21 protein-coding genes and 1 pseudogene are annotated in these 23,393 nt (G+C 69.2%); 15 read left to right on the plus strand and 7 right to left on the minus strand.

Annotated features, from left to right (window positions below):
- The first annotated feature begins 38 nt into the window (after positions 1-38).
- The 6 genes and pseudogenes from AC3A5Z_RS01670 to AC3A5Z_RS01695 all read left to right on the plus strand — a co-directional run bounded on the left by AC3A5Z_RS01670 (position 39) and on the right by AC3A5Z_RS01695 (position 4,748).
- Positions 39-1,472, plus strand: a pseudogene (locus AC3A5Z_RS01670) (DUF6880 family protein).
- A gap of 201 nt (positions 1,473-1,673) precedes the next feature.
- A complete protein-coding gene (locus tag AC3A5Z_RS01675; RefSeq protein WP_487517672.1) occupies positions 1,674-2,309 on the plus strand; it encodes a TetR/AcrR family transcriptional regulator in 636 nt (211 codons plus the stop codon).
- A complete protein-coding gene (locus AC3A5Z_RS01680) occupies positions 2,306-2,761 on the plus strand; it encodes a cupin domain-containing protein (RefSeq protein ID WP_487517673.1) in 456 nt (151 codons plus the stop codon). Before AC3A5Z_RS01675 ends, AC3A5Z_RS01680 begins: the two co-directional genes overlap by 4 nt.
- Before the next feature lie 316 nt (positions 2,762-3,077).
- The gene (locus tag AC3A5Z_RS01685; protein WP_487517674.1) at positions 3,078-3,380 is read left to right on the plus strand and encodes an ArsR/SmtB family transcription factor; all 303 of its coding nucleotides are present in this window, start codon (positions 3,078-3,080) and stop codon (positions 3,378-3,380) included.
- 25 nt (positions 3,381-3,405) lie between these two features.
- Positions 3,406-3,882 (plus strand): SRPBCC family protein, encoded by a 477-nt coding sequence (locus AC3A5Z_RS01690; RefSeq protein ID WP_487517675.1) that lies wholly within the window; start codon positions 3,406-3,408, stop codon positions 3,880-3,882.
- Positions 3,879-4,748, plus strand: a complete 870-nt coding sequence (locus AC3A5Z_RS01695; protein WP_487517676.1) for an SRPBCC domain-containing protein — start codon at positions 3,879-3,881, stop codon at positions 4,746-4,748. Before AC3A5Z_RS01690 ends, AC3A5Z_RS01695 begins: the two co-directional genes overlap by 4 nt.
- 6 nt (positions 4,749-4,754) lie before the next feature.
- On the opposite strand, the gene AC3A5Z_RS01700 is transcribed toward AC3A5Z_RS01695, so the two are convergent.
- From AC3A5Z_RS01700 to AC3A5Z_RS01715, 4 genes are all read right to left on the minus strand, one after another.
- Positions 4,755-6,509: a GMC oxidoreductase gene (locus AC3A5Z_RS01700; protein ID WP_487517677.1), complete on the minus strand. Its 1,755-nt coding sequence runs from the start codon at positions 6,507-6,509 to the stop codon at positions 4,755-4,757.
- Positions 6,510-7,142: 633 nt separating this feature from the next.
- The gene (locus AC3A5Z_RS01705) at positions 7,143-10,577 is read right to left on the minus strand and encodes an error-prone DNA polymerase (protein ID WP_487517678.1); all 3,435 of its coding nucleotides are present in this window, start codon (positions 10,575-10,577) and stop codon (positions 7,143-7,145) included.
- Complete coding sequence (locus AC3A5Z_RS01710) at positions 10,574-11,986, minus strand: Y-family DNA polymerase (RefSeq protein ID WP_487517679.1); 1,413 nt, start codon at positions 11,984-11,986, stop codon at positions 10,574-10,576. Before AC3A5Z_RS01710 ends, AC3A5Z_RS01705 begins: the two co-directional genes overlap by 4 nt.
- Positions 11,967-12,554: an ImuA family protein gene (locus AC3A5Z_RS01715; RefSeq protein WP_487517680.1), complete on the minus strand. Its 588-nt coding sequence runs from the start codon at positions 12,552-12,554 to the stop codon at positions 11,967-11,969. The genes AC3A5Z_RS01710 and AC3A5Z_RS01715 overlap by 20 nt, the downstream gene beginning before the upstream one ends.
- Before the next feature lie 234 nt (positions 12,555-12,788).
- On the opposite strand from AC3A5Z_RS01715, the gene AC3A5Z_RS01720 reads away from it, so the two are divergent.
- Genes AC3A5Z_RS01720 through AC3A5Z_RS01730 form a run of 3 tightly spaced genes read left to right on the plus strand, consistent with a single transcriptional unit; the run spans position 12,789 to position 14,756 of the window.
- Positions 12,789-13,880, plus strand: a complete 1,092-nt coding sequence (locus tag AC3A5Z_RS01720; RefSeq protein WP_487517681.1) for a cytochrome b/b6 domain-containing protein — start codon at positions 12,789-12,791, stop codon at positions 13,878-13,880.
- Between the two features lie 4 nt (positions 13,881-13,884).
- Positions 13,885-14,274 (plus strand): DUF1924 domain-containing protein, encoded by a 390-nt coding sequence (locus AC3A5Z_RS01725; protein ID WP_487517682.1) that lies wholly within the window; start codon positions 13,885-13,887, stop codon positions 14,272-14,274.
- A gap of 8 nt (positions 14,275-14,282) precedes the next feature.
- On the plus strand, positions 14,283-14,756 hold the full coding sequence (locus AC3A5Z_RS01730; protein WP_487517683.1) for a diheme cytochrome c: 474 nt from the start codon (positions 14,283-14,285) through the stop codon (positions 14,754-14,756).
- 22 nt (positions 14,757-14,778) lie between these two features.
- On the opposite strand, the gene AC3A5Z_RS01735 is transcribed toward AC3A5Z_RS01730, so the two are convergent.
- Positions 14,779-16,089 (minus strand): ATP-binding protein, encoded by a 1,311-nt coding sequence (locus AC3A5Z_RS01735; RefSeq protein ID WP_487517684.1) that lies wholly within the window; start codon positions 16,087-16,089, stop codon positions 14,779-14,781.
- The gene (locus AC3A5Z_RS01740; RefSeq protein ID WP_487517685.1) at positions 16,086-16,745 is read right to left on the minus strand and encodes a response regulator transcription factor; all 660 of its coding nucleotides are present in this window, start codon (positions 16,743-16,745) and stop codon (positions 16,086-16,088) included. The genes AC3A5Z_RS01735 and AC3A5Z_RS01740 overlap by 4 nt, the downstream gene beginning before the upstream one ends.
- A gap of 129 nt (positions 16,746-16,874) precedes the next feature.
- Between AC3A5Z_RS01740 and AC3A5Z_RS01745 the strand changes: the two genes are divergently transcribed.
- From AC3A5Z_RS01745 to AC3A5Z_RS01770, 6 genes are all read left to right on the plus strand, one after another.
- The gene (locus AC3A5Z_RS01745) at positions 16,875-17,156 is read left to right on the plus strand and encodes a PepSY domain-containing protein (protein WP_487517686.1); all 282 of its coding nucleotides are present in this window, start codon (positions 16,875-16,877) and stop codon (positions 17,154-17,156) included.
- Between the two features lie 133 nt (positions 17,157-17,289).
- Positions 17,290-18,342 (plus strand): type III polyketide synthase, encoded by a 1,053-nt coding sequence (locus AC3A5Z_RS01750; RefSeq protein WP_487517687.1) that lies wholly within the window; start codon positions 17,290-17,292, stop codon positions 18,340-18,342.
- Entirely contained in the window at positions 18,339-18,842 is a 504-nt protein-coding gene (locus tag AC3A5Z_RS01755; protein ID WP_487517688.1) for an isoprenylcysteine carboxyl methyltransferase family protein, read from the plus strand. Before AC3A5Z_RS01750 ends, AC3A5Z_RS01755 begins: the two co-directional genes overlap by 4 nt.
- Positions 18,829-20,391, plus strand: a complete 1,563-nt coding sequence (locus tag AC3A5Z_RS01760) for a DHA2 family efflux MFS transporter permease subunit (RefSeq protein ID WP_487517689.1) — start codon at positions 18,829-18,831, stop codon at positions 20,389-20,391. Before AC3A5Z_RS01755 ends, AC3A5Z_RS01760 begins: the two co-directional genes overlap by 14 nt.
- A 140-nt stretch (positions 20,392-20,531) precedes the next feature.
- Entirely contained in the window at positions 20,532-20,717 is a 186-nt protein-coding gene (locus AC3A5Z_RS01765; protein ID WP_487517691.1) for a hypothetical protein, read from the plus strand.
- 28 nt (positions 20,718-20,745) lie between these two features.
- Entirely contained in the window at positions 20,746-21,687 is a 942-nt protein-coding gene (locus AC3A5Z_RS01770; RefSeq protein ID WP_487517692.1) for an MYG1 family protein, read from the plus strand.
- A gap of 43 nt (positions 21,688-21,730) precedes the next feature.
- Here the strand turns inward: AC3A5Z_RS01770 and AC3A5Z_RS01775 are convergent, their stop codons facing one another.
- Positions 21,731-23,389, minus strand: a complete 1,659-nt coding sequence (locus AC3A5Z_RS01775) for a calcium-binding protein (protein WP_487517693.1) — start codon at positions 23,387-23,389, stop codon at positions 21,731-21,733.
- Between the last annotated feature and the right edge of the window lie 4 nt (positions 23,390-23,393).

The raw sequence follows: 23,393 nt of genomic DNA on the forward strand, positions 1-23,393 counted from the left end.
GCCGGTAGGTTGGCTCCCGATGAGCTAGGCAGGTCCCGATGTCGAAAAAGACCCTCAACAAGGCAAATCTCGAAAGGCTGGGTGCGGAGAAGCTTGCGGATCTGGTGATGGATCTGGTGCAGGGCAGCGCGGCCCTGCAGCGGCGCGCGCGGATGGAATTGAGCGCCGCGCAGGGTCCTCAGGAGGTCGCGGCCGATATCCGCAAGCGGTTCGTCTCGCTCCGCCGCTCGACCGGCTTCGTGGACTGGCGCGGGCAGAAGGCGCTGGTCAGGGATCTCAAGGGTCTGCTGTCGATGATCGACACCAGCATCCTCCCGCATGATGCCGCAGAGGCCTTCGACCTGCTCTAGTCATTCCTGCAGCTTGCCCCTTCGATTCATGCGCGCACCGATGACAGCAACGGTGCTGTCGGCGGCGCGATGGCCGAAGCCATGGATCTGATCGCCAAGGTCTCGCCGAGGCTTGCTCAAGACCCGAAGGCGCTTGCTGAACGGGTTCTCGACGCCGTCGCCGAGGCGGGGTTCGGCGAATTCGACGGCATCATCCCGGCGATGGCCGAAACACTCGGGACGGAGGGGCTCGACCATCTGAAGCGGATCACCGACGCATGGGCCGATGAGCCCGCAACGGCTCAGGAACTGGCGAGATACCGCGGCTATGGCGCCGGCTCGCCCGAAGCCATTGTCCGGCGCTACCGGCAGACCACGCGCTCCATCATCCTGGCCGACATTGCCGATGCGCAGGGCGATGTGGACGCCCACATGGCCCGCTACACCGAGGAACAGCTGACCTTTGGCACGATCGCACCCGATGTCGCACGCCGCCTGCTGGACGCGGGGCGGACCGAGGAGGCCTTTGAAATCGTGACCCGCGCAAGGGCGGCCGAGAAGGGCAAGGCGGTCCGAATGTTCCGCTACGACCTCGACGAAGTCTATGAGGAGTGTCTCGGAAAACTGGGCCGGATCGACACACTGAAGGACCACCTGTGGGAGACCTTTCTTCAGGGGCTCAACGCGGCGAGCCTGCGGAAGTATCTGAAGCTGCTGCCGGACTTCGACGACATCGAGGCGGAGGACAAGGCGCTCGACCTTGCCGAGGCCCACCCCCATCTGGGCGCTGCCATCAGCTTTCTTGTCGGCTGGCCCGCCCGCGACCGGGCCGCTGCCGTGGTGCTGGCGCGTGCCGCCGAAGTGGACGGCAACGCGTATGATACCCTTACACCTGCGGCTGACGCTCTCGAAGCCAGTCATCCGCTGGCCGCGACGGTGCTGCGCCGCGCCATGATCCAGGACACCCTCGACGGAGCGAAGTCCAAGCGCTACGCCCACGCAGCCCGCCACCTTGCGGAATGTCAGTCCTGTGATCCGGCCATAAGGGATCATGGCGACTTGCCCTCGCATCAACAGTTCCTTGCCGCCCTCCGGCAGAAACACGGCCGCAGACACGGGTTCTGGCACCTGGTTGATGGGTGAGGCCGACCCGTTTCTGTCAGTCAGCCTTCCAACCGCTTCAACGTAGTCGGCACCGCCGAGATCGTCCGCGTGGCTTGAGATCAACAGGGAAGGGGGAGACCTCGTCTGCAACAACGCCATTCCGAAGCACATAACGAGACATGAATTGACAGATCGCCAATTTGATGACACACATAGCGTCATCAAATCGGAGGTTCTGCCTTGTCCCCAACCCGCGCCTACAACAGCCCGATACGCGCGGCACAGTTCCGCGAAACCCGCGAGGCCATCCTTTCTGCCTTGTTCTCTCTGATGGAGTCTGCGGCTACCCCGGACGACATCGGCATGGATGCAATCGCCGCCGAGGCGGGCGTGCAGCGCCGGACGATTTTCAGGCACTTCGAAAACAAGGAAGAATTGCTGCGGACATTCTGGCCATGGCTCAATGCGCGCCTCGGGGCCTCGGTCAAGCCGATGACCCCGGAGGAGATTTCCGGCGGGCCGCGCCAAGCGTTTCCTCTCTTCGACGCGCATGAGGCCGCCATTCGGGCAGCACTCCACTCCCGCACCGGGCGGGAGATGCGGGCAGGCACCGTTGCGGATCGGCGCCGGGACTTCTCGGCGGCACTCGCTCCCGCCCTCGACAAAGTATCGCACATGGAGCGCCAGAAGATCGAAGCGCTGGCTCACCTGCTCTACTCCGCCTCCGCATGGGAGGTTCTCAAAGATTATGGCGGTCTCGACGGCACCCAGGCCGGCGAGGCCGCTTCCTGGGCGCTCGAACTGATCCTGTCCGCGATCAACTCTGGCGAAACTGCGGCGGACGCAACCATCGCAGCCAAAGGAGATATGCGATGACCATAGACGTAACTATTCCCGCCAATGCCGATCGCCGTTGGGTGGTCGCCGACAAGATACGCTTCCTGGGCAGCCTCCCGGGTTTCCCGATCGAGCTTCTGGACATCGAGGTGCCTGCGGGCTCCGGTACTCCGCCTCACACGCACGAGGCGGCAGAGCTCCTTTATGTGCTGGAGGGAGAACTGACTGTGCGGCAGTTCGGCTCGGAACTTCCTCCGGTGGTCATCCATGCCGGCCCTGGAACATCGGTGAAGATTCCCTCCCGCGTGCCTCACAACTATCTCAATGAAAGCGGCAAGCCGGTTCGCATGCTGGCAATGCTTGAGGCAAGCATGGTGGCGTTCTTTCGCGATATCGGGTCCGCCGAGCCGGCAAGCGGTGTGCCAGACCTTGCGCGAATTGGCGCTGCAATGGAGAGACATGGCATCGAAGCGCTCGCCAGTGCGGCCTGAAACCGCATAGCTTTTGATCGCGCCGGCACCGAGGTGCCGGTGCAACTTGCTCGTCGCTTTAAAAGCTGCCGGTCTGCGAAAGGTAAAAGCTGGAAACTGATGGCTTCCGGGACCATTGACTTGGATGACGAATGCCCGGTGTGTTTCGGCGGGTAATAGATGCACGCCAATTGAGATCTTGAACGGCTTCATTGCGCCTGGCATGTCCATCACAGAGGTCGCGGCATAGGTCTGTCCGGGAAACGGGAACTCTGACCGTCAGCCGATTTGCACAACAGAGCTGCCCAGAGCCCTTTCCGCCTGTATACTTGGCCCTATGGCTAAGCATGATCCCGATCTCTCGCTCCTCTTCCGCGCCCTCGCCGACCCGTCGCGGCGGGCGATGTCGGCGCAGGGGGCGGCCGGGGTGTCGGAGATGTCGGGGCCGACGGGGCTGCGGTTGCCGAGGGTGATGCGGCATCTTTCCGTTCTGGAGGAAGGCGGGCTGGTCGCCAGCAGCAAGGACGGGCGGGTGCGGACCTGTGCGAGGGTGCCCGCGGCGCTGGCGCCGATGCAGAGCTGGCTCGACGAGCAGCGGGCGGTCCGGAGGGCAGGCTCGACCGGCTGGATGACCACGTGATGAAGCTGATGAAGGAGCGCGAGACATGATACCAGACCTCGATCCGACCACCGACCTGAGCTTTACCCGTATCCTCGCCGCGCCCCGGCCGCTGATCTGGGAGTGCTGGACCGATCCGAAGCATATCCCGCAGTTTTTCATCCCCGCGCCGCACAGGGTGACGGCGGTCGACGTCGACCTCAGGGTCGGCGGGCGGTTCAACACGCGCTTCGACGTCGAGGGCACTGTGATGGACAACCGGGGCGTCTATCTGGAGGTGGTGCCGGAGGAGAAGCTGGTCTTCACCGATGGCTATACCGAGGGCTGGAAGCCCGCGCCGGAGCCTTTCATGACGGCGATCCTGCTCTTGGCCGACGCGCCCGGCGGCGGTACGCGCTATACCGCCATCGCCCGCCACCGCAATCCGGACTCGTGCAAGGCGCATGAGGAGATGGGCTTCCTCGACGGCTGGGGCACGGTGGCGACGCAGCTCGAGACCTATGCCAAGGGTTTGATGCGATGAGCTTTGCCACACTGAGCTTCGAGCGGCAGGTGGCCGCCCCCGTCGCGACCCTGTGGCAGGCCTGGACGGCGCCTGCGGCCCGGGCGGTCTGGGCGGCGCCGACGCCTTCGGTGACGGTCGAGTTTCTCGAGGCCGATACCCGCGTCGGCGGGCGCGAGGTCTCGCTCTGCAAGGTGGAAGGCAGCCCGGATCTGCGCTGCGAGGTCGGCTGGCTGGCGCAGGAGCCGCTGCGACGGAGCGTGAACTACGAGGTGGTTTCGGGCGAGGGGGCCGCGCAGGCGGCAGCGCTGGTGACGGCGGAGCTTTCGGAGGCGGGCGCAGGCAGCCGTCTCGTGGTGACGGTGCAGCTGTCGTCCTTGGCCGAGGGGATGGAGGCGGGGTATCGGCAGGGCTATGGTGCCGGGCTCGACGGGCTGGCCGGGGTCGCGGCGCGGACCATGGTGCTGCAGCGGGTGATCTGCGCGCCTCGGCAGGCGGTCTGGGGCGCTTGGGTCAACCCCGAGACGCTGCCGCAGTGGTGGGGACCGGACGGGTTCTCCTGCCGGACCGCGCGGATCGACCTGCGCTCGGGCGGCGAGTGGGTGTTCGACATGATCGGGCCGGATGGGACGGTCTTTCCCAATCACCACCGCTACTCCGAGATCCGTGACCAGGACCGGCTTCGCTACACGCTGCACTGGGGCGAGGACGGCCCGAAACATGCCGATGCCTGGGCCAGCTTCGAGGAGCAGGACGGGGGAACGCTGGTGACGCTGGGCATGGTCTTCAGCACGGCGGCGGAGTTTCAGACGGCGCGGGGCTTTGGTGCCGAGGCGCTGGGGATGCAGACCCTGGGCAAGCTTGCCCGCTTCGCCGGGGCGGAGTGAGCCCGGTCAGGGCAGCTCCACCGCGCCCTGGATCGGGCTCGCGATCATCGCGGCGTGGTCGGGCATCAGACGCACCGGCTCGGCGCGCGGCGGATAGGCGAGTTGGATGATCCCCGGGCGGGTCTGGCGCAGCACATGCTGGGCCAGACGGAAGGCGAGGCAGGTGGTCAGCAGCGTCGGGTTCACCGCGCCCGAGCTGGGGAACACCGAGGCGCCGACGACATGCAGGTTCTCCACGCCGAAGACGGTGCCGTTCGGGTCGACCACCCCGTCGCCCGGCGTGGCGGCCATGCGCGTGGTGCCGATGTGATGGCCGCTCTGCGAGGCGAGGCCAGCCTCCACCCGGTCGGGATCGTAGCGATAGCTGCCGATCCCGCTGTGGGCCACCTCTTCGGCCAGCGCCGCCAGATTGCGCTGCACGCCTTCGACCGTCGCCGCGTTCATCCGCCAGTCGAGCTGGATCAGCGGCATGCCATAGCGGTCCACCGCGCTGGCCAGCGAGATGCGCGACTCCGGGTCGGGCAGCTGCTCGGCGTTGATCTCCAGCATGTAGCGCCGCAGCGGGCTGAGCAGGAAGACCGAGGGTAGCTTGCGTTGAGCGAGGAAGCGCTTGTTGACGATCATCGGCAGGAAACGCACCAGATCGACCGGATGGTGCAGCAGATTGGCGGCATGGCGCATCGGGAAGCTCCAGCCGAAGGCCCCCGCCTGCCCATCGCGCGCGCTGAGACGCCAGCTGTATTCCTTGGGCAGGATCTCCTTGGCCAGATGCACCGCCGAAAGGATCGAGCTGCCATGCGCCGGGTCCCAGACCGAGGGCACGGTGGGCCGCCAGAGCGCGTTGGGCAGGTCGTCGCGCAGCCGCCGCGCTTCGGAGAGGCGGATCAGGCTGCGGGCATAGACGCCATCGGTGGTGCGGCGGTAGTCGAGCTTGGTCTGATCGGCTTCGGGCGTCAGCTCCAGCTCGCCGATGTCGCCCATCACATGGGTCATGTAGTGGCGGCCCAGATGGTCGCTGTGGTTGCCGATGCCGCGCTCGGCGACCGAGCGTGAGGCGAGGAGCAGCCGCGTCGTCTCGATCCCGCCGCAGGCCAACACCACCTGCCGGGCGCGGATCATCCGCTCGCTGCGCCTCGGGCGGTCGAGCACCCGAAGTGCCGAGACGGCGCTGCCATCCGGCGTCAGCTCCACCGAGAGCACCAGATGGTCGGGGATCAGCGTCAGGTCGGCGCGTCCGGCCAGCCGGTCGCGCAGCTTGCGCCAGATATCGGTCGGCAGCGAGAAACGCTCGATGGAATCGAGGTCGAGATCGGGGCAGGCGTCGCTGTTCCAGCGCATCGGCGTGGCGAAGGCGTCCTCGCCATATTCGGCCTTGCCGGCATCGAGAAAATCGAGCGCGTCGGCGATATGGCGGTCGACCTCCTCCATGGCGAAGGGCCAGCCCCGGCCCCCCGCGCCCCGGCTGAAATCCACCTGATCGAAGGGCAGGCAGCGCCCGCCCCATGACGTCGAGGCCCCGCCGAGCATGCGGCGGCGGTAGAGATGGGCGGCGGGGTGATAGGGCGAGATCTGGTTGGCGGCGGCGAAACTGTGCTTCTCGTCCGTCGGATCATGCCGGTCGTTGCCCGCCTCGATCACGGCGATCGACAGGCCTTGCCCGATCAGCCGCGTCGCGACGGCGAGCCCGGCGGGGCCGCTGCCGACGATGGCCACGTCGAAATCGGGCTGGTCCGACATACGCGTCACGGAACCGTCTTTCATTCACATGCTCTCACTCTTGCACTTCTGCCGGGGTGCCTGCCGCCCGGAAGCGGCGCGGATCAGGGTGCCGTCTGGGACTGCCGATTTCCTCAGACGATGGTCTGGCAATTCCTCGGGCTCGGCGCGGAGATGTCTGGGAGTCGGCATGTCCATCGGGAGGCGGGTCACGTCCGGCACGATCCGGTGCGCCGGTCGGTCTTGGATCTTGCCACCGGCGCAGGTCGCGCCGTTTCGGTGGCGGGGCGTGTCTGGGTGCAGGCTGCCAGCGGCGCCGGAACGCGCAAGGCCAGCCCGGTGAGCGATCCGCAGGTGCGGGATCGGGTGAGGCAGCGGATACGAGCATTCATGGAAGTTACCCTCCAAAACGGGGCGCCGGGAGAATAATGTTCAATGAAGTCAGGCTGAAATTGCCTTGCGGCACTTGCAATGATTACCACGCGGGGCCGATGCGGAACAGCGAATTCGCCCGGGTCGGGGGGCCGGGGGCGCTTTGCCCGGGTCATGGCGGGAAATCCGGATTCTGTTTCCGCCCATTTGCTGTGCGGCTTCGCGCAGTGCGAGAGGGCAGCCAGAGTTAAACTATCCGAGGTTGAGTAATGCCCCTTTGCCTGTGTGTAACTTTGAGAATCAGCTTCAGTGGAAGTCACGGCTGGGGAAAAGCGCCTTGGCCTGATCGCGCGGATGGCGGGCGGTGGGCACGATCTGCCGCGTCTCGTCGGCGCGACCTCCGGTCGGGTCGATCAGATTGGCCTGATGGCCCAGCGTGGCGAGATCGGCCGAGATGTCCTCGATCACCTCGGCCACCAGATGCACCACCTGCCCCTCGCGCTCGATCCGCCCCGTCACGCGCAGGAGCCGCCCGGCCACCACCGCCTTGCGGAAGGTTTCGTAGACCCGGCTCCAGACCACGACGTTGGAGACGCCGGTTTCGTCCTCCAGCGTCAGGAAGATCACCCCCGAGGCGGTGCCGGGGCGCTGGCGGGTGATGACCAGCCCTGCCACCGTGACGCGACCGCGCGCCTGCATCAGCGCGGCATGGGCGGTCAGCCCGGGCAGGCGCGGGCGCAGCACCTCCATCGGATGGCCGCGCAGCGACAGGCGCAGCGAAAGGTAATCCTCGATCATCTCCTCGCCGAAGCTCATCTGCGGCAGGGTCACGGCGGGCTCCACCCCGCCCTCGCCATCCGGACCGAAGAGCGGCAGCGGGGCAGGGGCGCGCAGCGCCTTGGCCGACCAGAGCGCGTCGCGGCGCGTCAGACCCAGTGCGGCGAAGGCATCGGCCTCGGCCAGCCGCTCCAGCGCGTCGGGCACGATCCCGGCGCGGCGCCAGAGGCTTTCGACATCGGGATAGCCGTTGCCGCGCGCCGCCACGATCCAGACCGCATCCTCCTTGCGCAGCCCCTTGATCTGGCGGAAGCCCAGCCGCAGCGCGAGACTGCCGTCGGCCCGCTTCTCCAGCGTGCAGTCCCAGTCGGAATGGTTCACCGACAGGGGCCGCACCTCCACCCCGCAGTCTCGGGCATCGCGCACCAGCTGTGCCGGGGCATAGAAGCCCATCGGCTGGCTGTTGAGCAGCGCGCAGGTGAAGGCCGCCTGATGATGCCGCTTCAGCCAGGCCGAGATGTAGACCAGCCGGGCAAAGCTCGCTGCATGGCTTTCGGGAAAGCCGTAGCTGCCGAAGCCCTCGATCTGGGCAAAGCAGCGCAGGGCGAAGTCTTCGGCATAGCCGCGCTCCAGCATTCCCGAGATGAATCGTTCGCGGAAGCCGCCGATGGTGCCCATCCGCTTGAAGGTGGCGAGGCTGCGGCGCAGCCGGTCGGCCTCGGAGGGGGTGAAGCCGGCGGCAACCACGGCGATCTGCATCGCCTGCTCCTGGAACAGCGGCACGCCGTAGGTGCGCTTCAGCACCTCCATCATCTCGGGGCCGAGGTCTTCGATCGGCTCCTTGCCCTCGCGGCGACGGATGAAGGGATGCACCATGCCGCCCTGGATCGGGCCGGGGCGGACGATGGCCACCTCGCAGACCAGATCGTAAAAGGCTTGCGGTCGCATCCGGGGCAGGAAGTTCAGCTGTGCCCGGCTTTCCACCTGAAACACCCCGATGGCATCGGCGCGGCACAGCATGTCGTAGACCTGCTTGTCGTCGGGGGCGATGGTGGCCAGCGTCAGGTCCAGCCCGCGATGATCGGCCAGCAGATCGAAGGTCTTGTGGATGCAGGTCAGCATTCCCAGCGCCAGGATGTCGACCTTCAGCAGACCCAGCGCGTCGATGTCGTCCTTGTCCCACTCGATGATGGTGCGATCCTCCATCGCCGCATTCTCGATCGGGCAGAGCTCGTCGAGCCGTCCTTGGGTGATGACGAAGCCGCCGACATGCTGGCTCAGATGGCGTGGAAAGCCGATGATCTCGCCGATCAGCTTCATCGCCAGCGTCACCCGGCGGTCGCTGAGGTTCAGCCCCGCGTCGCGCACCCGCTCTTCCGAGGGCGCGGCGGAGGACCAGCCCCAGATCTGCCCCGAGAGCCGGGCGACCACATCCTGACTGAGGCCCATGACCTTGCCCACCTCGCGGATCGCCGCGCGGCTGCGGAAATGGATCACCGTCGCCGTCAGCCCCGCCCGATCGCGGCCATAGCGCTCGTAGATCCACTGGATCACCTCCTCGCGCCGCTCGTGCTCGAAGTCGACGTCGATATCCGGCGGCTCGCCGCGTTCCTTGGAGATGAAGCGCTCGAAGATCAGGGTGATGCTTTCGGGCGGCACCTCGGTGATGCCGAGAAGGTAGCAGACCACCGAATTGGCCGCCGAGCCGCGCCCCTGACAGAGGATGCCCTGCGAGCGGGCGAATTGCACGATGTCGTAGACCGTCAGGAAATAGGGCGCGTAGCCCACGTCGCGGATCAGCGCCAGTTCCTTCTCCACCCGGTCGAGGATCTTCTGCGAGGCACCTTCGGGATAGCGCCAGGCCAGCCCCTCGCGTGCGACACGCTCCAGCCGGTCGGGCGCCGCCTCTCCCTCCGCCTCCTCGTCGGGATACTGGTATTGCAGCTCCTTCAGATCGAAGGCGCAGCGGTCGGCGATCTCCACCGTGCGGCGGATCGCGGCGGGATAGCGGTGGAACAGCCGCGCCATCTCGGCCCCCGATTTCAGCCGCCGCTCGCCATTGGCAAGCCGACGGCTGCCCAGCGTGTCGATGGTGCAGCCGATGCGCAGGCAGGTCAGCACATCGGCCAGCGGGCGGCGGAAACCCCGGTGCATCAGCACGTCGCCGCAGGCCACCATCGGCAGGCCGGTCGCCTGCGACAGCGCCGCCAGCCGGTCGAGCCGCGCCTGATCGCGCCCGTCATACTGCGGCGCCGCCCCGAGGAAGGTGCTGCCGGGAAAGCGGCGCGCGACATGCTGGATATCGGCGCGGGCGCAGGGCTCGGCCAGCGGGCAGGGCGGCAGGGCGATCAGGATCATGCCCTGCGCCCAGAGCATCAGATCGGCCCGCGTCAGATGGCACTCGCCCTTGGGCGCGCGCCGCTTGCCAAGGCTGAGCAGCCGCGACAGCCGGGAATAGGCGGCAAGATCGGTGGGCAGCGCCAGCCACTGCACCGGGCTGTCGGTCAGCACCAGCCGGGCGCCGACGATCAGCTTCGGCAGCAGCTCGGGCAGGCTGGGGGTCTCCGTCTCGCCGGTGAAATGCGGCACGGTCTGGCGGCTGGAGTGGTCGGTGACGCGCTGCGAGCGGATCATTGGCCCCGCCTTCGCCTTGTCGCGGATCTCCGGGCGGTCCGGTGTCCTGTCCTGTTCCTCTTCTTGTGCCTCGGCCTCGGCCTTGGCCCGCGCCTCGTCGCGCAGCCGCGCCAGTTCCTTCAGCGCCGAGAAGGCCCGCACCACCCCGGCCAGCGAGTTGCGGTCGGTGATGGCGATGGCGCCCAGCCCCAGCTCCGCCGCCCGCGTCACCAGCTCCTCGGGATGCGAGGCGCCGGTGAGGAAGGTGAAGTTCGAGGTGACGCAAAGCTCGGCATAGGCCGGTTCGGGGTGCGGTCGCCGGATCGCCACCGGAGGATCGGCGGCACTCATGCGAATTCGCCCTGCACGGCCCAGCCGGGCTCCTGCGGCGTGTGGAACAGCCAGAGCCGGGGGCCCTGCATGGTCTCCACCCGCCAGTAATCACGCAGCCCGCCGCGCCATGCCGGATCGTCGAGCCACCATTCCGGGGTGATCCGTTCGGGCCCGGTGGCGCGCAGCGTGGTGAACTGCATCCGCCGCCAGCGGAAACGGCTGGGCGGGTGGCCCGCGACGCCGCTGACCGGCTCGGGGGCAAAGATCGTCACCGGGCGTGGCAGGCGGCAGGGCGGCACCGGCACGGGATCGGAATAGGCGACGGGCACGAGGAGGAAGCTGCGCTCGGGGATCAGGCTTTCGGCGGGCAGGAGGCGCTGGATCGCCTCGAAACCCACCCGGTTGCCCAGACGGGTGACCAGATCGGCCATGCCGTCCTGCGGCGCGGCCCGGCCTGCCACGATCTGCGCCGGGGCCAGCGGCTCGACCACCGGGGCGGTCAGGCGCAGCGCATCGATGCCGAAGCCCGAGTCCACCTCGTCCACCCCGCGCGAGAACAGCGCGGCGATGCGGGCGGCATCGCGCATCGGCTGGGCCAGCCCGATCTCCACCTGCGCGGTGCCGCCATCCACCCGCCGCAGCTCCAGCCGCAGGCGGCGCGCGCCCATCTGATGCGCAAGCAGCGTCTCGCAAAGCCGGTCGAGCAGCCGCAGGAGCCCCGCCATCACATCCGCCTGCAGCCCGATCGGGTCGGGCAGGGTCATCCGCACGCCGAAATGCGGTGCGGCGGCCTCGGCGGCGACGGGTTCGGGCTGCTGGCCGAGCGCCTGATCCAGCCGCAGGATCAGCGCCTGACCGAAGCGGCGGGCGAGGGGCGCGCGGGGCAGGGGGATCAGATCGGCGATGCGGCGCAGCCCCAGCCGCGCCAGCGCCGCCGCCGTGTCATGGTCGAGCCGCAGCGCCGTCACCGGAAGCGGCCCCAGATGCGCGGCCAGCGCCCCGTCGGCGACGATCCCGCCGCCATGCCGCGCAAGCGCATGCGCGGCCCCCCGCGTTCCGGCGATGGCGCTTTGCGCGGCAAGCCCGCTGCGCGCCACCTTGTCCTGCAGATCGGCTCGCAGCTCGGCCTCGCCGCCGAAGAGATGCGCCACGCCCGAGATGTCGGCGATGAGCCCGTCCGTCCCGTCGCGCGCGACCTGTGGCGCATAGCGCCCGGCCCAGCGGCGCAGCGCCTCCAGCGCCGCGGCCTCGCGGGCCAGATCGGCGGGGCGGGTCGCCAGATCGGGGCAGATCGCCCGGGCATCGGCCAGAGGCATGCCACGCGCCAGACCCTGCGCCGTGGCGGCGGTGTTCAGGCAATGCAGGTGATCGGCATTGCCCGACCGCAGGGTCAGGGCAAAGGGCCCCTCACAGGGGCGAATCCGCAAGGCGTGATCGCTCGCCAGTCGCGGAAACCATATGGAAAGCAGCCGTCTTGCCATCCCAACTCAGCGTCCAATCTCCCAGTGTTCCCTTTTTGTTCTTTGTAAGAGACCAGCGATGCAGAGTCGAGTCCGCCGCAGCGGAAGGCTCGGGGGTGCAGCTCCAGCGGGTCTCGGCGGCATTGCTGCCCATGCCCTGCCGCACCAGCACGAGGCCCAGCGTGCGCCCGGCTTCGGCGGCCAGCTGCAGCCGCCGCCCCGCCGTCAGGTTCAGCGGTTTCTCCGGCTCGGCGATCACCGCCGCCACCTCGGCGCAGCGCAGCGCCTCTTCCACCGACCAGAGCAGATCGGTCTCGCCCTTGGCCCGCACCAGATGCAGCCGCTCGGCCAGACCGCGCGGCAGGCCCCAGAGCATCGGCTGTTCGGCCTGATGCGCGGGCAGCACCCAGAGCACCGGGCCCTTCTGCCGCGCCGCATGATAGAGCGCGAACACCCGCCGCCCCGGCCCCTCGGCCTCGTGAACCCGGGCGGGCACGAGCAGGGCGGGGCTTTCGGTGGCGCGGTCGAAAAGCATGGGTCCGGGGTCCGTCGGCGGGGCTGGAAGAGGAAGACTCAGGCTGGAACGATAGGGGAACATCGGCCCGTTGGGAAGCGGGCGATGCCGACCTGCGGGCGCAGGCGGCCGGCCGCCCGGCACCTTCCCTCGCGGAAATCCGTATCCTGACGCCAAGCTGACTGCCCCCGTCAGCACCCCGTCAGACCGCCGGGGCACAAGGTTCTCGTGCAACACGCGCTGCAGGGAACCGTCATGCCGAAGCCAAGCTCCGTCCGTGTCTGGGATCTGCCGATCCGGCTGTTCCACTGGTCGCTTGCCCTCTCGGTCGCGGTGGCGGGGGGCGTTGGTTTCTTTGGTGGCGCCGGGGCGATCCGCTGGCATCTGGGGGCCGGGCTGATCGCGGTGGCGCTGGTGCTGGCGCGCATCGTCTGGGGCTTTACCGGCCCCACCCATGCGCGTTTCGGCGATTTCCTGCCCCGGCCCGGCGATGTGGCGCGGCACCTCAGGCCCGGCGCGGCGCGGCATCTGGGGCACAACCCGCTGGGGGCGCTGATGGTCTTCGCGCTGCTCGGGCTGATGCTGGCCCTCGGGCTCACCGGGCTCGCGGCGCTGGGCGGCGTGCTGAAGACCGGGCCGCTCGCCTTCTGGTCCTTCGACGCAGGGCGCGCCGGGCTCTCGCTGCACGAGGCGGCGGCCTGGGCGGTGGTGGGGCTGGTCGGCCTGCATCTCGGAGGGGTGGTGCTGGAAAGCCGCCGCAGCCGCGAGAATCTGGCCCGCGCCATGCTGACCGGCAAGAAGCAAGCGCGTCCCGGCGATCATCCGGTGCGCAGCCTGCCGGCCCGGGGGCCGCTGGCGCTGTTCCTGCTGCTACTGGTCGGGGCCGGGCTCTGGGCGGCGCAGGCCCCGCTCGCGGCGCGGCCCGCCCAAGGCCTGCCGGTCGCCTTCGATGCGACGGTGCAGGACGAATGTTCGGCCTGCCACATGGCCTATCACCCGAGCCTGCTGCCCGCCGCCTCGTGGCGGGCACTGATGGCCGGGCTCGGCGACCATTTCGGCGAGGATGCGCGGCTCGATCCCGCCACTGCCGCCCGGATCGAGGCCTGGCTGACGGCGCATGCCGCCGAGACCGCCGACACGCTGCCCGCCCATGTCTTCCGCCGGACCGAGACCGCCGCGCCCGTCGCCCTGACCCGCACGGCCTTCTGGCAGAGCCGGCACGCCTCCCTGCCCGAAGCTGTCTTCGCCCGCCGCTCCGTGCGCAGCCGCGCCAATTGCGCGGCCTGCCACGCCGATGCCGAAACTGGCCTATTCTCTGCCTTTTCCATTGCGATCCCCAAGGAGTAACCCGATGAAAAAACTGCTTATCCCTCTTGCCTGTCTCGCGCTTCCGGCGCAGGCGCAGGACACCACGCCCGCCGCGCTGATCGCCGGATACGAGGCGGCGGCGGGGCAGGCGGCCGACGCCGCGCGTGGCAAGGCGCTGTTCCTCGCCAGCCCGGGCGGCGGCAAGCCCGACACGCCCTCCTGCACCACCTGCCACACCGCCGATCCGCGCCAACCCGGCGAGGGCCGCAGCGGCAAGGCGATCGAGCCGATGGCCCCCTCGGTCATCCCGACCCGCTTCACCGACAGCGCCAAGGTGGAGAAATGGTTCGGCCGCAACTGCAACTCGGTGCTGGGGCGCGACTGCACCCCCTCGGAGAAGGCCGATCTCCTCGGCTGGCTGGCAATGCAATGAGGTGGGCGATGACACGGGTGACACTGGCTCTGGCCTGTCTGGCGCTGCCGCTGGCAGCCCTTCCGGCAGCCGCCGACGGCGACGAGGGCGGCGGGATGGCGCCAGTCACCCATCCCGCGACCAAGGCGGAATGCAGCGCCTGCCACATCGCCTATCCGCCGGGCTTCCTGCCGGCGCGGTCCTGGACGGCGATCATGACGACGCTCGACAACCACTTCGGCGAGGATGCCTCGCTCGACGCGGCGGCGCGGGACGAGATCGAAGCCTGGCTGGTCGCCAATGCGGCGGATGCGAGGGGCGCCGCCCACGCGCTGAGCGGGGTTGCCGCCACGGCGGTGCCGCTGAGGATCAGCGAACTGCCCTGGTTCCTGCGCGAGCATGAGGGCGAGGTCTCGGCCAGCATGAAGGCGCGGGCCAAGAGCATGGCCAACTGCGCCGCCTGCCACAGCGGCGCCGAGCGCGGGATCTTCGAAGACGACTGACGGCGCGGCCTGCCCGGCCCGCTCAGCCGGGCAGCAGCACCCCAGCCTCGAAGCCGCCATTCTGGCCGGGCAGGGGCGCAAGCAGCTCGAGCCGCGCGCCCGCCCGTTCACTGATGCTGCGCACGATGGAGAGGCCCAGCCCCGAGCCCTCGCCCGCCCCCTTCTCGAAACGCCGGGTCAGCCGCCCGCGCAGCGCGGGCGGCAGCGGCGGGCAGGGGTTGCGCACCCGCAGCCAGCGATCCGGCGACAGCGTCACCTCGACCGGCGCGTCCGGATCGCCATGGCGCAAAGCGTTCTCGATCAGGTTGCGGGCAAGGATGCCGAAGGCGTCGGGGTCGATCGCGGCCAGCAGGGGATCGGGCGGCAGCGACAGGCGCACGCGCCCCGTGCCGCCCACGTCCGCCACGAGGATCTCCAGCACCCGGCGCAGGTCGCAGGCGGGGGCGCCTGTCACCCTCCCTCCCTCGGCGCGGGCCAGCTGCATCAGCTTTTCCGACAGCCGCGCCAGCCGCTTCAGCGTCGCCTCGATCTCGCCCGCCCGCCGCGCCGCCTGCGGGTCGGAGGTCTCGCTGCGGATGCGCTGGGCCTGTGCCGTGGCCCCGGCCACCGGAGTGCGCAGCTCATGCGCCGCATTGGCGGCAAAGCTGCGCTCCGCCTCGAAGGCGGCCTGCAGCCGGTCGAGCAGCTGGTTCACCGCGCCCGCAACCGGCAGGATCTCCGTCGGCAGCTCGCCCGTTCCCACGGCGGAGAGATCGCGCGCCCCGCGTCGGGCCAGCGCCTCGCCCAGCCGTCGCAGCGGACGCAGGCTGAGCCGGACCACGCCGGCGATGCCGAAGAGTGCCAGCGGGATCGCCAGCAGCGCGGGCAGGCCCAGCGTCCACATCAGCCGCTGCGCCATCTCACGCCGGTGGCTCAGCGGCTCGGCCACGGCGATGCCGATGCTGCCGCGCAGGGCGGAATCGCAGTAGATCCGGTGGTGGGCGGTCTCGGCAAAGCCGGTCGGGCCGCAGGGCGGGAAATCGGCTGGGTCGGCGCGATGCGAGGCGATCAGCACCCGCCCCGAGGCATCGCGCACGAGGTAGGTGTAGAACTCGTCATGCGCCCGCAGCGTGGCCACGCGCTGACTCACGCCCTCCTCCTCGCGCCCGAGGATGTCGACCAGCGCCAGCGGCAGCAGGCGTTGTGCGGTTTCGGCGAGCGCCGAGTCGAACACCTCGTCGAGCTGGTCGCGCAGCAGCCGCGCCGTCACCGCCGCCGTGCCGAGCCAAAGCAGCGTGATGCCCGCGCCCAGCACCAGCGCCAGCCGGGTCTGCAGCGAGCGTGGTCCTCTCACGGTTGCCCCAGCCGATAGCCCAGCCCGCGCACCGTCTCGATCACCTCGCGCGCCAGCTTGCGGCGCAGGCGGCTGATGTAGACCTCGATCGCATTGCTTTCGATCTCGCTCTCGAACGACCAAAGCCGTTCTTCCAGCTGCATCCGCGACAGCACCTGCGTCGGGCGGCTGAGGAAGGCCTCGAACAGCACCCATTCCCGCGCGGTCAGCGAGATCGCCCGCCCGGCCCGGCGCACCAGCCGCGCCGCCAGATCGACCTCGAAGGGGCCGAGCGTGACGAGCGGGTTGGGATTGCCGGAATAGCGCCGCGCGACGGAGCCGATCCGTGCCGACAGCTCGCTCAGGTCGAAGGGCTTCACCAGATAGTCGTCGGCCCCGGCATTCAGCCCGTCGATCCGCTCGGTGATCTGGTCGAGCGCGGTCAGGATGATGACCGGCGTGCTGCAGCCCTGCTGGCGCAGGCTGCGCAGGAAGGGGATGCCCAGACCGTCGGGCAGCATGAGGTCCAGCAGGATCAGGTCGTGGCGTGCCCCGGCCATAGCGTCGCGCGCCTCTTCCAGCCGCCGCGCGCGATCCACCGAATGGCCCTCGTCGGCGATCTGGTCGGCCACCGCCTCGCCCAGCACCTCGTCGTCCTCGATCAGCAGGATGCGCATCCGGCCCTCCCTTCTGGCTGCGACAGTCTTGCCGGGAAAAGCTGACACCGGACTGACATCGGCTGAGGCGCGGCGTCAGGTCGCTGTCAGGAAGCGATGGCAGAAGGGGCGGACGAAACGGAGGCAGGGATGGGCAGGTGGGTCTTGATGGTGGCGGTGCTGGCGGGGCCGGCCCTTGCCGATGACGACTGCACCGTGCCGATGGTCGACTGGCAGCCCCGCGCCGCCGTGAGCCGTTTTGCGGAGACGCAGGGCCTCACCATTCGGCGGCTGAAGATCGACGACGGCTGCTACGAGATCGACGGCTGGGACAGCGAGGGCCGGCGGGTGGAGATCACCCTCGATCCCGCGACGCTGGCCGTGGTCGGGATGGAAGACGACGCGCATCTGGCAGAGGAGACGGACGACTGACCGGCCCTCATTCTGCCCCGGGCGCCGGGCCCGCGCCGATCGCACGGAACAGCCTGCATCACCCGGGTGTTCTGCTTCAACCGGCCCGAACGCCCGGCGTCCCCGCGTTCCCTCCCCGCCGCAGGAGTTCGGATTGACCCAACCCATCAGCCTCATGTCCATCGCCACCGCCGTTCCCCCGCATCAGGTCAGCCAGCGTGACGCGGCGCGGGCGGCCCAGCAGGGCTTTTCGGCGCGCTACGACGATTTCGAGCGTCTGGCCAAGGTCTTCGAAAGCTCCGGCATCCTGACGCGCAACCTCGCCCGCCCGGTCGAATGGTATCTGCGCCCGATGGGCTGGGAGGAGCGCAACGCCGCCTATACCGAGGCGGCGACGCTGCTGTTTACCCAGGCCGCCAGCCGCGCGCTTGATCAGGCCGGGATGCGCGCCGCCGAGGTCGATTGCGTGGTGACGGTCTCCTCTACCGGCATCGCCACGCCGAGCCTCGATGCGCGGGTGGCGGGCGAGATGGGCTTTCGCGCCGATGTGGAGCGGGTGCCGGTCTTCGGTTTGGGCTGCGCGGGCGGGGTCACCGGCCTGTCGATCGCCAGCCGTCTGGCGCAGGGCCGGCCCGGCAGCACGGTGCTGGTGGTGGCGGTGGAGCTCTGCTCGCTGTCCTTCCGGCTCGACAAGCTGACCAAGGAAAACATCGTCGCCACCGCGCTCTTTGCCGATGGCGCCGCTGCCTGCGTGCTGCGCGCGGGCGAGGGCGGGCTGGCGCGGGTCGAGATGTCGGGCCAGCACACATGGCCCGACACGCTCGACATCATGGGCTGGAGCGTCGATGCGACTGGGCTCGGCGTGATCTTCGACCGGGCGATCCCGCCCTTCGCCGAGGCCAATGTGGCGGCGGCGGTCGGCACGATCCTCGGGCGGGCCGGGCTGGTGCTGGACGATATCGACCGCTTCGCCTGCCATCCCGGCGGGGCCAAGGTGATCACCGCGCTGGAGCGGGCGCTGGCAATGGATCAGGGCACGCTGGACCATGAGCGCGACGTGCTGGCCGAACATGGCAACATGTCGGCGCCGACCGCGCTCTTCGTGCTCGACCGCGTGCTGCGAGAGGCGTCCCGGCCGCGCACGCTGCTGACGGCGATGGGCCCGGGCTTCACCGCAAGCTGCGTCTCGCTGCGGGCTGCCGCATGACGGGGGCGGTGCTGCTTCTGGCGCTGGTCACGGCGGAGCGGCTGGGCGAGCTTTGGCTGGCCCGGCGCAACACCCGGGCCCTTCTGGCGCAGGGCGCGGTGGAGGTGGCGCCGGGGCATTACCCGCTGATCGTGGCGCTGCATGCGGCATGGCTGGCGGCGCTCTGGATCTGGGGGGCGGGCAACCCGGTGCAGCCGGGCTGGCTCGCGGTCTTCCTTCTGCTGCAGGTGGCGCGGGTCTGGACGCTGGCGACCCTCGGCCCGCGCTGGACCACGCGGATCATCGTGCTGCCCGGTGCGGCACTGGTGGCGCGCGGGCCCTACCGCTTCGTCTCGCATCCGAATTACGTGGTGGTGGTGGGCGAGATCGCCGTGCTGCCGCTCTGCCTCGGGCTGCCCTGGATCGCGCTGCTGTTCAGCCTGCTCAACGCGGCGGTGCTGACCATCCGCATCCGCGCCGAGGCGTCAGCGCTCCGGGCGGCGCGCCATGTCGCCGCCTGACGCGCGCCCGGCGGGGCCTGCCGTCTGGGCGGGCTTTCTCGCCATGTGCACCGGCATGTTCATGGCGATCCTCGACGTGCAGATCGTCGCCACCTCCCTGCCCAACATCCAGCAGGCGCTGGGCATCGCGCCCGACCGGATGAGCTGGGTGCAGACCGCCTATCTGATCGCCGAGGTCATCGCCATTCCGCTGACCGGCGTGCTGATGCGGCTTCTGACGATGCGTTGGCTCTTCGTCATCGCCACCACGCTCTTCACACTGGCCTCGCTCGGCTGTGCCGCCTCCGACAGTTTCGCCAGGCTGATCTTCTGGCGTGTGCTGCAGGGCTTTGCCGGGGGCACGCTGATCCCGGCGGTCTTCGCCGCGGTCTTCCTGCTGTTCCCGCTGAACCGGCAAGGGCTCGCCACCACGCTGGCCGGTGTGCTGGCGGTGCTGGCGCCGACGGTCGGGCCCATTGTCGGTGGCTGGATCACCGAGACATGGTCATGGCACTGGCTGTTCCTCATCAACCTCCTGCCCGGTATCGTGGCGGCGCTGCTGGGCGCGGCCCTGCTGCCGCGTGCGCCGATGCAGCGCGGGGCGGGGCGCAGCCTGGATCTGGTGGCGCTGGCATTGCTGGCGGTGGCGCTGGCGGCGCTGGAGATCGCGCTGAAGGAGGCGCCGGCGCGCGGCTGGATCAGCGGCCCGGTGCTGGCCCTGCTGGTGCTGTCGCTCTCGGCGGGCACGGGCTTCGTCTCGCGCAGCCTCGGCGCCGCCGCGCCGGTGGTCGATCTGCGCAGCTTCGCCGACCGCCGCTTCGCGCTGGGCTGCCTTCTGAGCTTCGTGCTCGGCATAGGCCTTTTCGGATCGGTCTATCTGATGCCGCTGTTCCTGGCCTTCGTGCGCGGCCATGGCGCGCTGGAGATCGGCACGATCATGCTGGTGACCGGGGTGGCGCAGCTTTTGACCGCGCCGCTTGCCGCTGCGGCAGAGCAGCGGCTGGGCGCCCGGCTGCTGACCGGCTTCGGCTTTGCTCTCTTCGCCGTGGGGCTCGGGCTCAGCGCCGTCCAGACCCCGGCGACCGACCATGCCGAGATGTTCTGGCCTCAGGTGCTGCGCGGGGTGGCGATCATGTTCTGCCTGCTGCCGCCGACCCGGCTGGCGCTGGGGCATCTCGAGGAAGCGCGGGTGCCGGATGCCAGCGGCCTCTTCAACCTGATGCGCAACCTCGGCGGGGCCATCGGGCTGGCGCTGATCGACACGGTGATCTACTCGCGCAGCCCCGGCCATGCCACGGCGCTCATGGAACGGCTGCAGGCGGGCGATGCCGACGCGGCGCGCTTCGTCGGCATCCCCGCGGAGGTCTTTGCCACGCTGCCTCCCGGCCCGCTGCCGCCCGGTGCGCAGGCCATGCTCGCCCCGCTGCTGGAGAAGGCCGCGCTGACCGAGGCGATCAACGACGCCTGGCTGATGATCGCCCTGCTGACGCTGGCGGCGCTGGCCTCGGTGCCCTTCGCCCGCGCAGGCCGACCGGCGCGCGAAGCGGCGGGGCAGCCCGGCAACCCCTAGGCGAAGAGCGGCCAGTCTTCGCCGCCCGGGCTCCGAGACCCCATTGCCCACGACGGTTTCCTGTGTCACTCGCTCAGTTCCCCTTTCACCGAACCGCCAGAACAGTGACCGATATGCTTATTTCTCCCGAAGACCGTGACATGCTGCAGCAGGCCCTGCAGAGCAAATCCCCCGCCGTGGTGCAGGCGCGCATGGCCAATGCCCTGCTGCTGCTCGCCGAGGGGCTGTCGGTCGAGGATGTGGCGGGGCTGCTCTATCTCGACGAGAAGACCGTGGCGGGCTGGCAGGCGATCTTCGCGCAGCGCGGCGGGCGTGCCGCAGCATGACGTGCATCCCGAGCCAAGGGCTGTCGGCATGAGCCCCGCCTATCTCGTCACCCATTCGGGCGGCTTCCATGCCGATGAGTTGTTCTCCAGCGTCATCCTGACCCGGCTCTTCCCCGAGGCGAGCATCGTGCGCAGCCGAGCGGCGGAGTGGATCACCCCGGGGCCGGACCGCATCGTCTACGATGTCGGCGGCGCCTACGATGCCGAGGCCGGGATCTTCGATCACCACCAGCGCGGCGCGCCGCTCCGCGAGGAAGGCCAGCCCTACAGCTCCTTCGGGCTGGTCTGGAAGCATTTCGGCCGCGCCTATCTGGCCAGCTTCGATCTGTCCGACGCGCATGCCGAGGCGATCCACGCCTCCTTCGATGCCAGTTTCGTGCTGCCGATCGACCTTGCCGATAACGGCGCGGCGAGCCTCTCGGGGCCGCTGGCGGGGATGACGCTGCCGAACCTGCTGGAAACGCTGAAGCCGGTCTTCGACGACAGCGATCCCGGCTCCGAGACGCGTGCCTTCCATGCGGCCCTGGCCATCGCACGCAGCTTCGCCGAGGCACGGATCACCATGAGCGCCGCCAAGCTCCGCGCGGAGGCGGTGGTGCTGAAGGCCATCGCCGCTGCGGGCGAGGGCCGGGTGCTGGAGCTGCCGATGGGCATGCCCTTCCGCCCCGCCGTTGTGAAGGCAGGCGCGGATCATCTCTGGTTCGTGGTGCATCCGCGCCAGCAGGACTGGTGCCTGACCGGCATCCGCCAGAGCAGCGAGGGCTTCGCGCAACGCGCCGACCTGCCCGCCGCCTGGGCCGGGCTGACCAACGCCGATCTGGAGGCGGCTTCGGGGGTCGCGGGCGCCAGCTTCTGCCACAACGGCCGCTTCATCGCCGCCGCGAAGACCCGCGAGGCGGCCCTCGCCATGGCCGAGATCGCCGTGCGCGAGGCGCTGGCTGCACAGGCCGCCGATCCCGCATCGTCCTGAGGGGGAAGGAGGGCATCGCCGATGCCCTCCTTCCGTTTCTGCATCAGCCGATCAGGTAGCCGGTCGAGGGGACGAAGATGCCCACATCCACATCGCCGGTGTAGCCCGTGACGTCGACGATCTGCAGGCTCTCACCGTCGCGCTCGTAGGCGAGGTAGCTCCCCGCATACTCGCCGTCCTCGATCGTGATGAGGGTCGCTTCGTCGCCTTCCAACGTGTCGGGCGAGGCCAGCAGGATCAGGTCATCGAAGCTGTCGGCCAGGCCGGTCACTTCAACGAGCGTCTCGATGGAAGCGTTGCTCCCCACGAAATCCTCGTCGAAGTTCAGGTCGGTGATCTTTGACAGCGTCGCCGCGGTCGTGCTCGCGGTGTTGAAGATGAACGTATCGGCATCCGTCCCGCCGGTCAGCACGAAGCGGCCCTCGCCATCGGCACTGAGCGTGTCGCCGCCCTTGCCGCCGAGGATGATCGCGTCGCCCTGGCCGTCCACGACGATCATGTCGTCGCCGCCGTTGCCGTAGACCGTCACCGACGCGCCGGCGGCCACGTTGCTGAAGATGAAGTCAGTGCCATCCTCGGCCGAAGACTTGCCGCCGCCGCCGTAGATGGTCGTGCCGCCCTCGGCGACGAAAGTCTCGATCTGGTCGCTGCCGACGCCGCCGCTGATCTCGCTGCCCTCGCCCAGACCCCAAGCCCGGATGATGTCGGTGCCCTTGCCGCCATGAGCATAGACGAGTGCCGGACCCTCGCTGGAGACCGTGATCTGATCGTTGCCGGCGTTGCCGAAGATCGTCGCACTCGACATGCTCTCGCTTTCGCCCTCGCCACGCCCGAGGTCGATGTTGATCATGTCGGCGCCATCGCGGGCGTCGGCCAGATCCGTTCCGCCCAGCACCACGACCTGACCGGTGGCATAGATGGAGACCTCGTCGGAGCCGAGGCCCCCGATGATCCCGGTCGCTCCGCTGTAGTCGCCGTAGATCCGGTCGTTGCCGGCCCCCGCGTCGATCAGGGCGGAGGTTTCGCTGGCCATGCTGTCGCCCATCACCGAGATGTAGTCATTCCCTGCATCGGCCATGATCGAGACCTGTGCGCCCGGGGTCAGCCACAGGTAGATGTCGTCGGAGCCGTCCCCCGGCTGGCCGGTCTCGGACCCGCCGTAGATCGTGGCCGATCCCGTCACCTGGCCTTCGATCACGTCACGCCCCATGCCGCCGACCACGAGCACCTGCTCGTTGAGTGGCGCGCGGAGGAGGGTCGGCCCGCCATAGCCGAAGCTGATGGAATCGTCTCCCTGGCCGCCATAGAGCCGGTCGTCCCCGCCATTGCCGAAGATGATGTCGTCGCCCTGATTGCCGAAGAGCACGTCGCCCCCACCGCTGCCGATCACCGAGTCGTTCCCCTCGAGCGCGGTGACCACCGATCCGGCGGACTCAACGGACAGCGTGTCGGCAACGTTCGAGCCGACAACGATGAAGTCCGCAGTAGGCTGCATCGCGATCTGGCCGGTCGCGAAATCGGACAGCGTCACGCCGGCCATCGTCAGGGTGGCGCCGCTGGTTGTGGTGATCACCACGGCATCGCCGACGGCGAAGACTGTCGCCACTTCGGAAGCGGGCAGATCGAAGATCAGGGTGTCGTCCGCGAAGATGAAGTCATCGATGATGAGATCTTGCGCGCCGTCGAACGTGTAGTCAGTCATGGAA

The organism is Cereibacter sp. Soil_C_27, assembly GCF_057657095.1.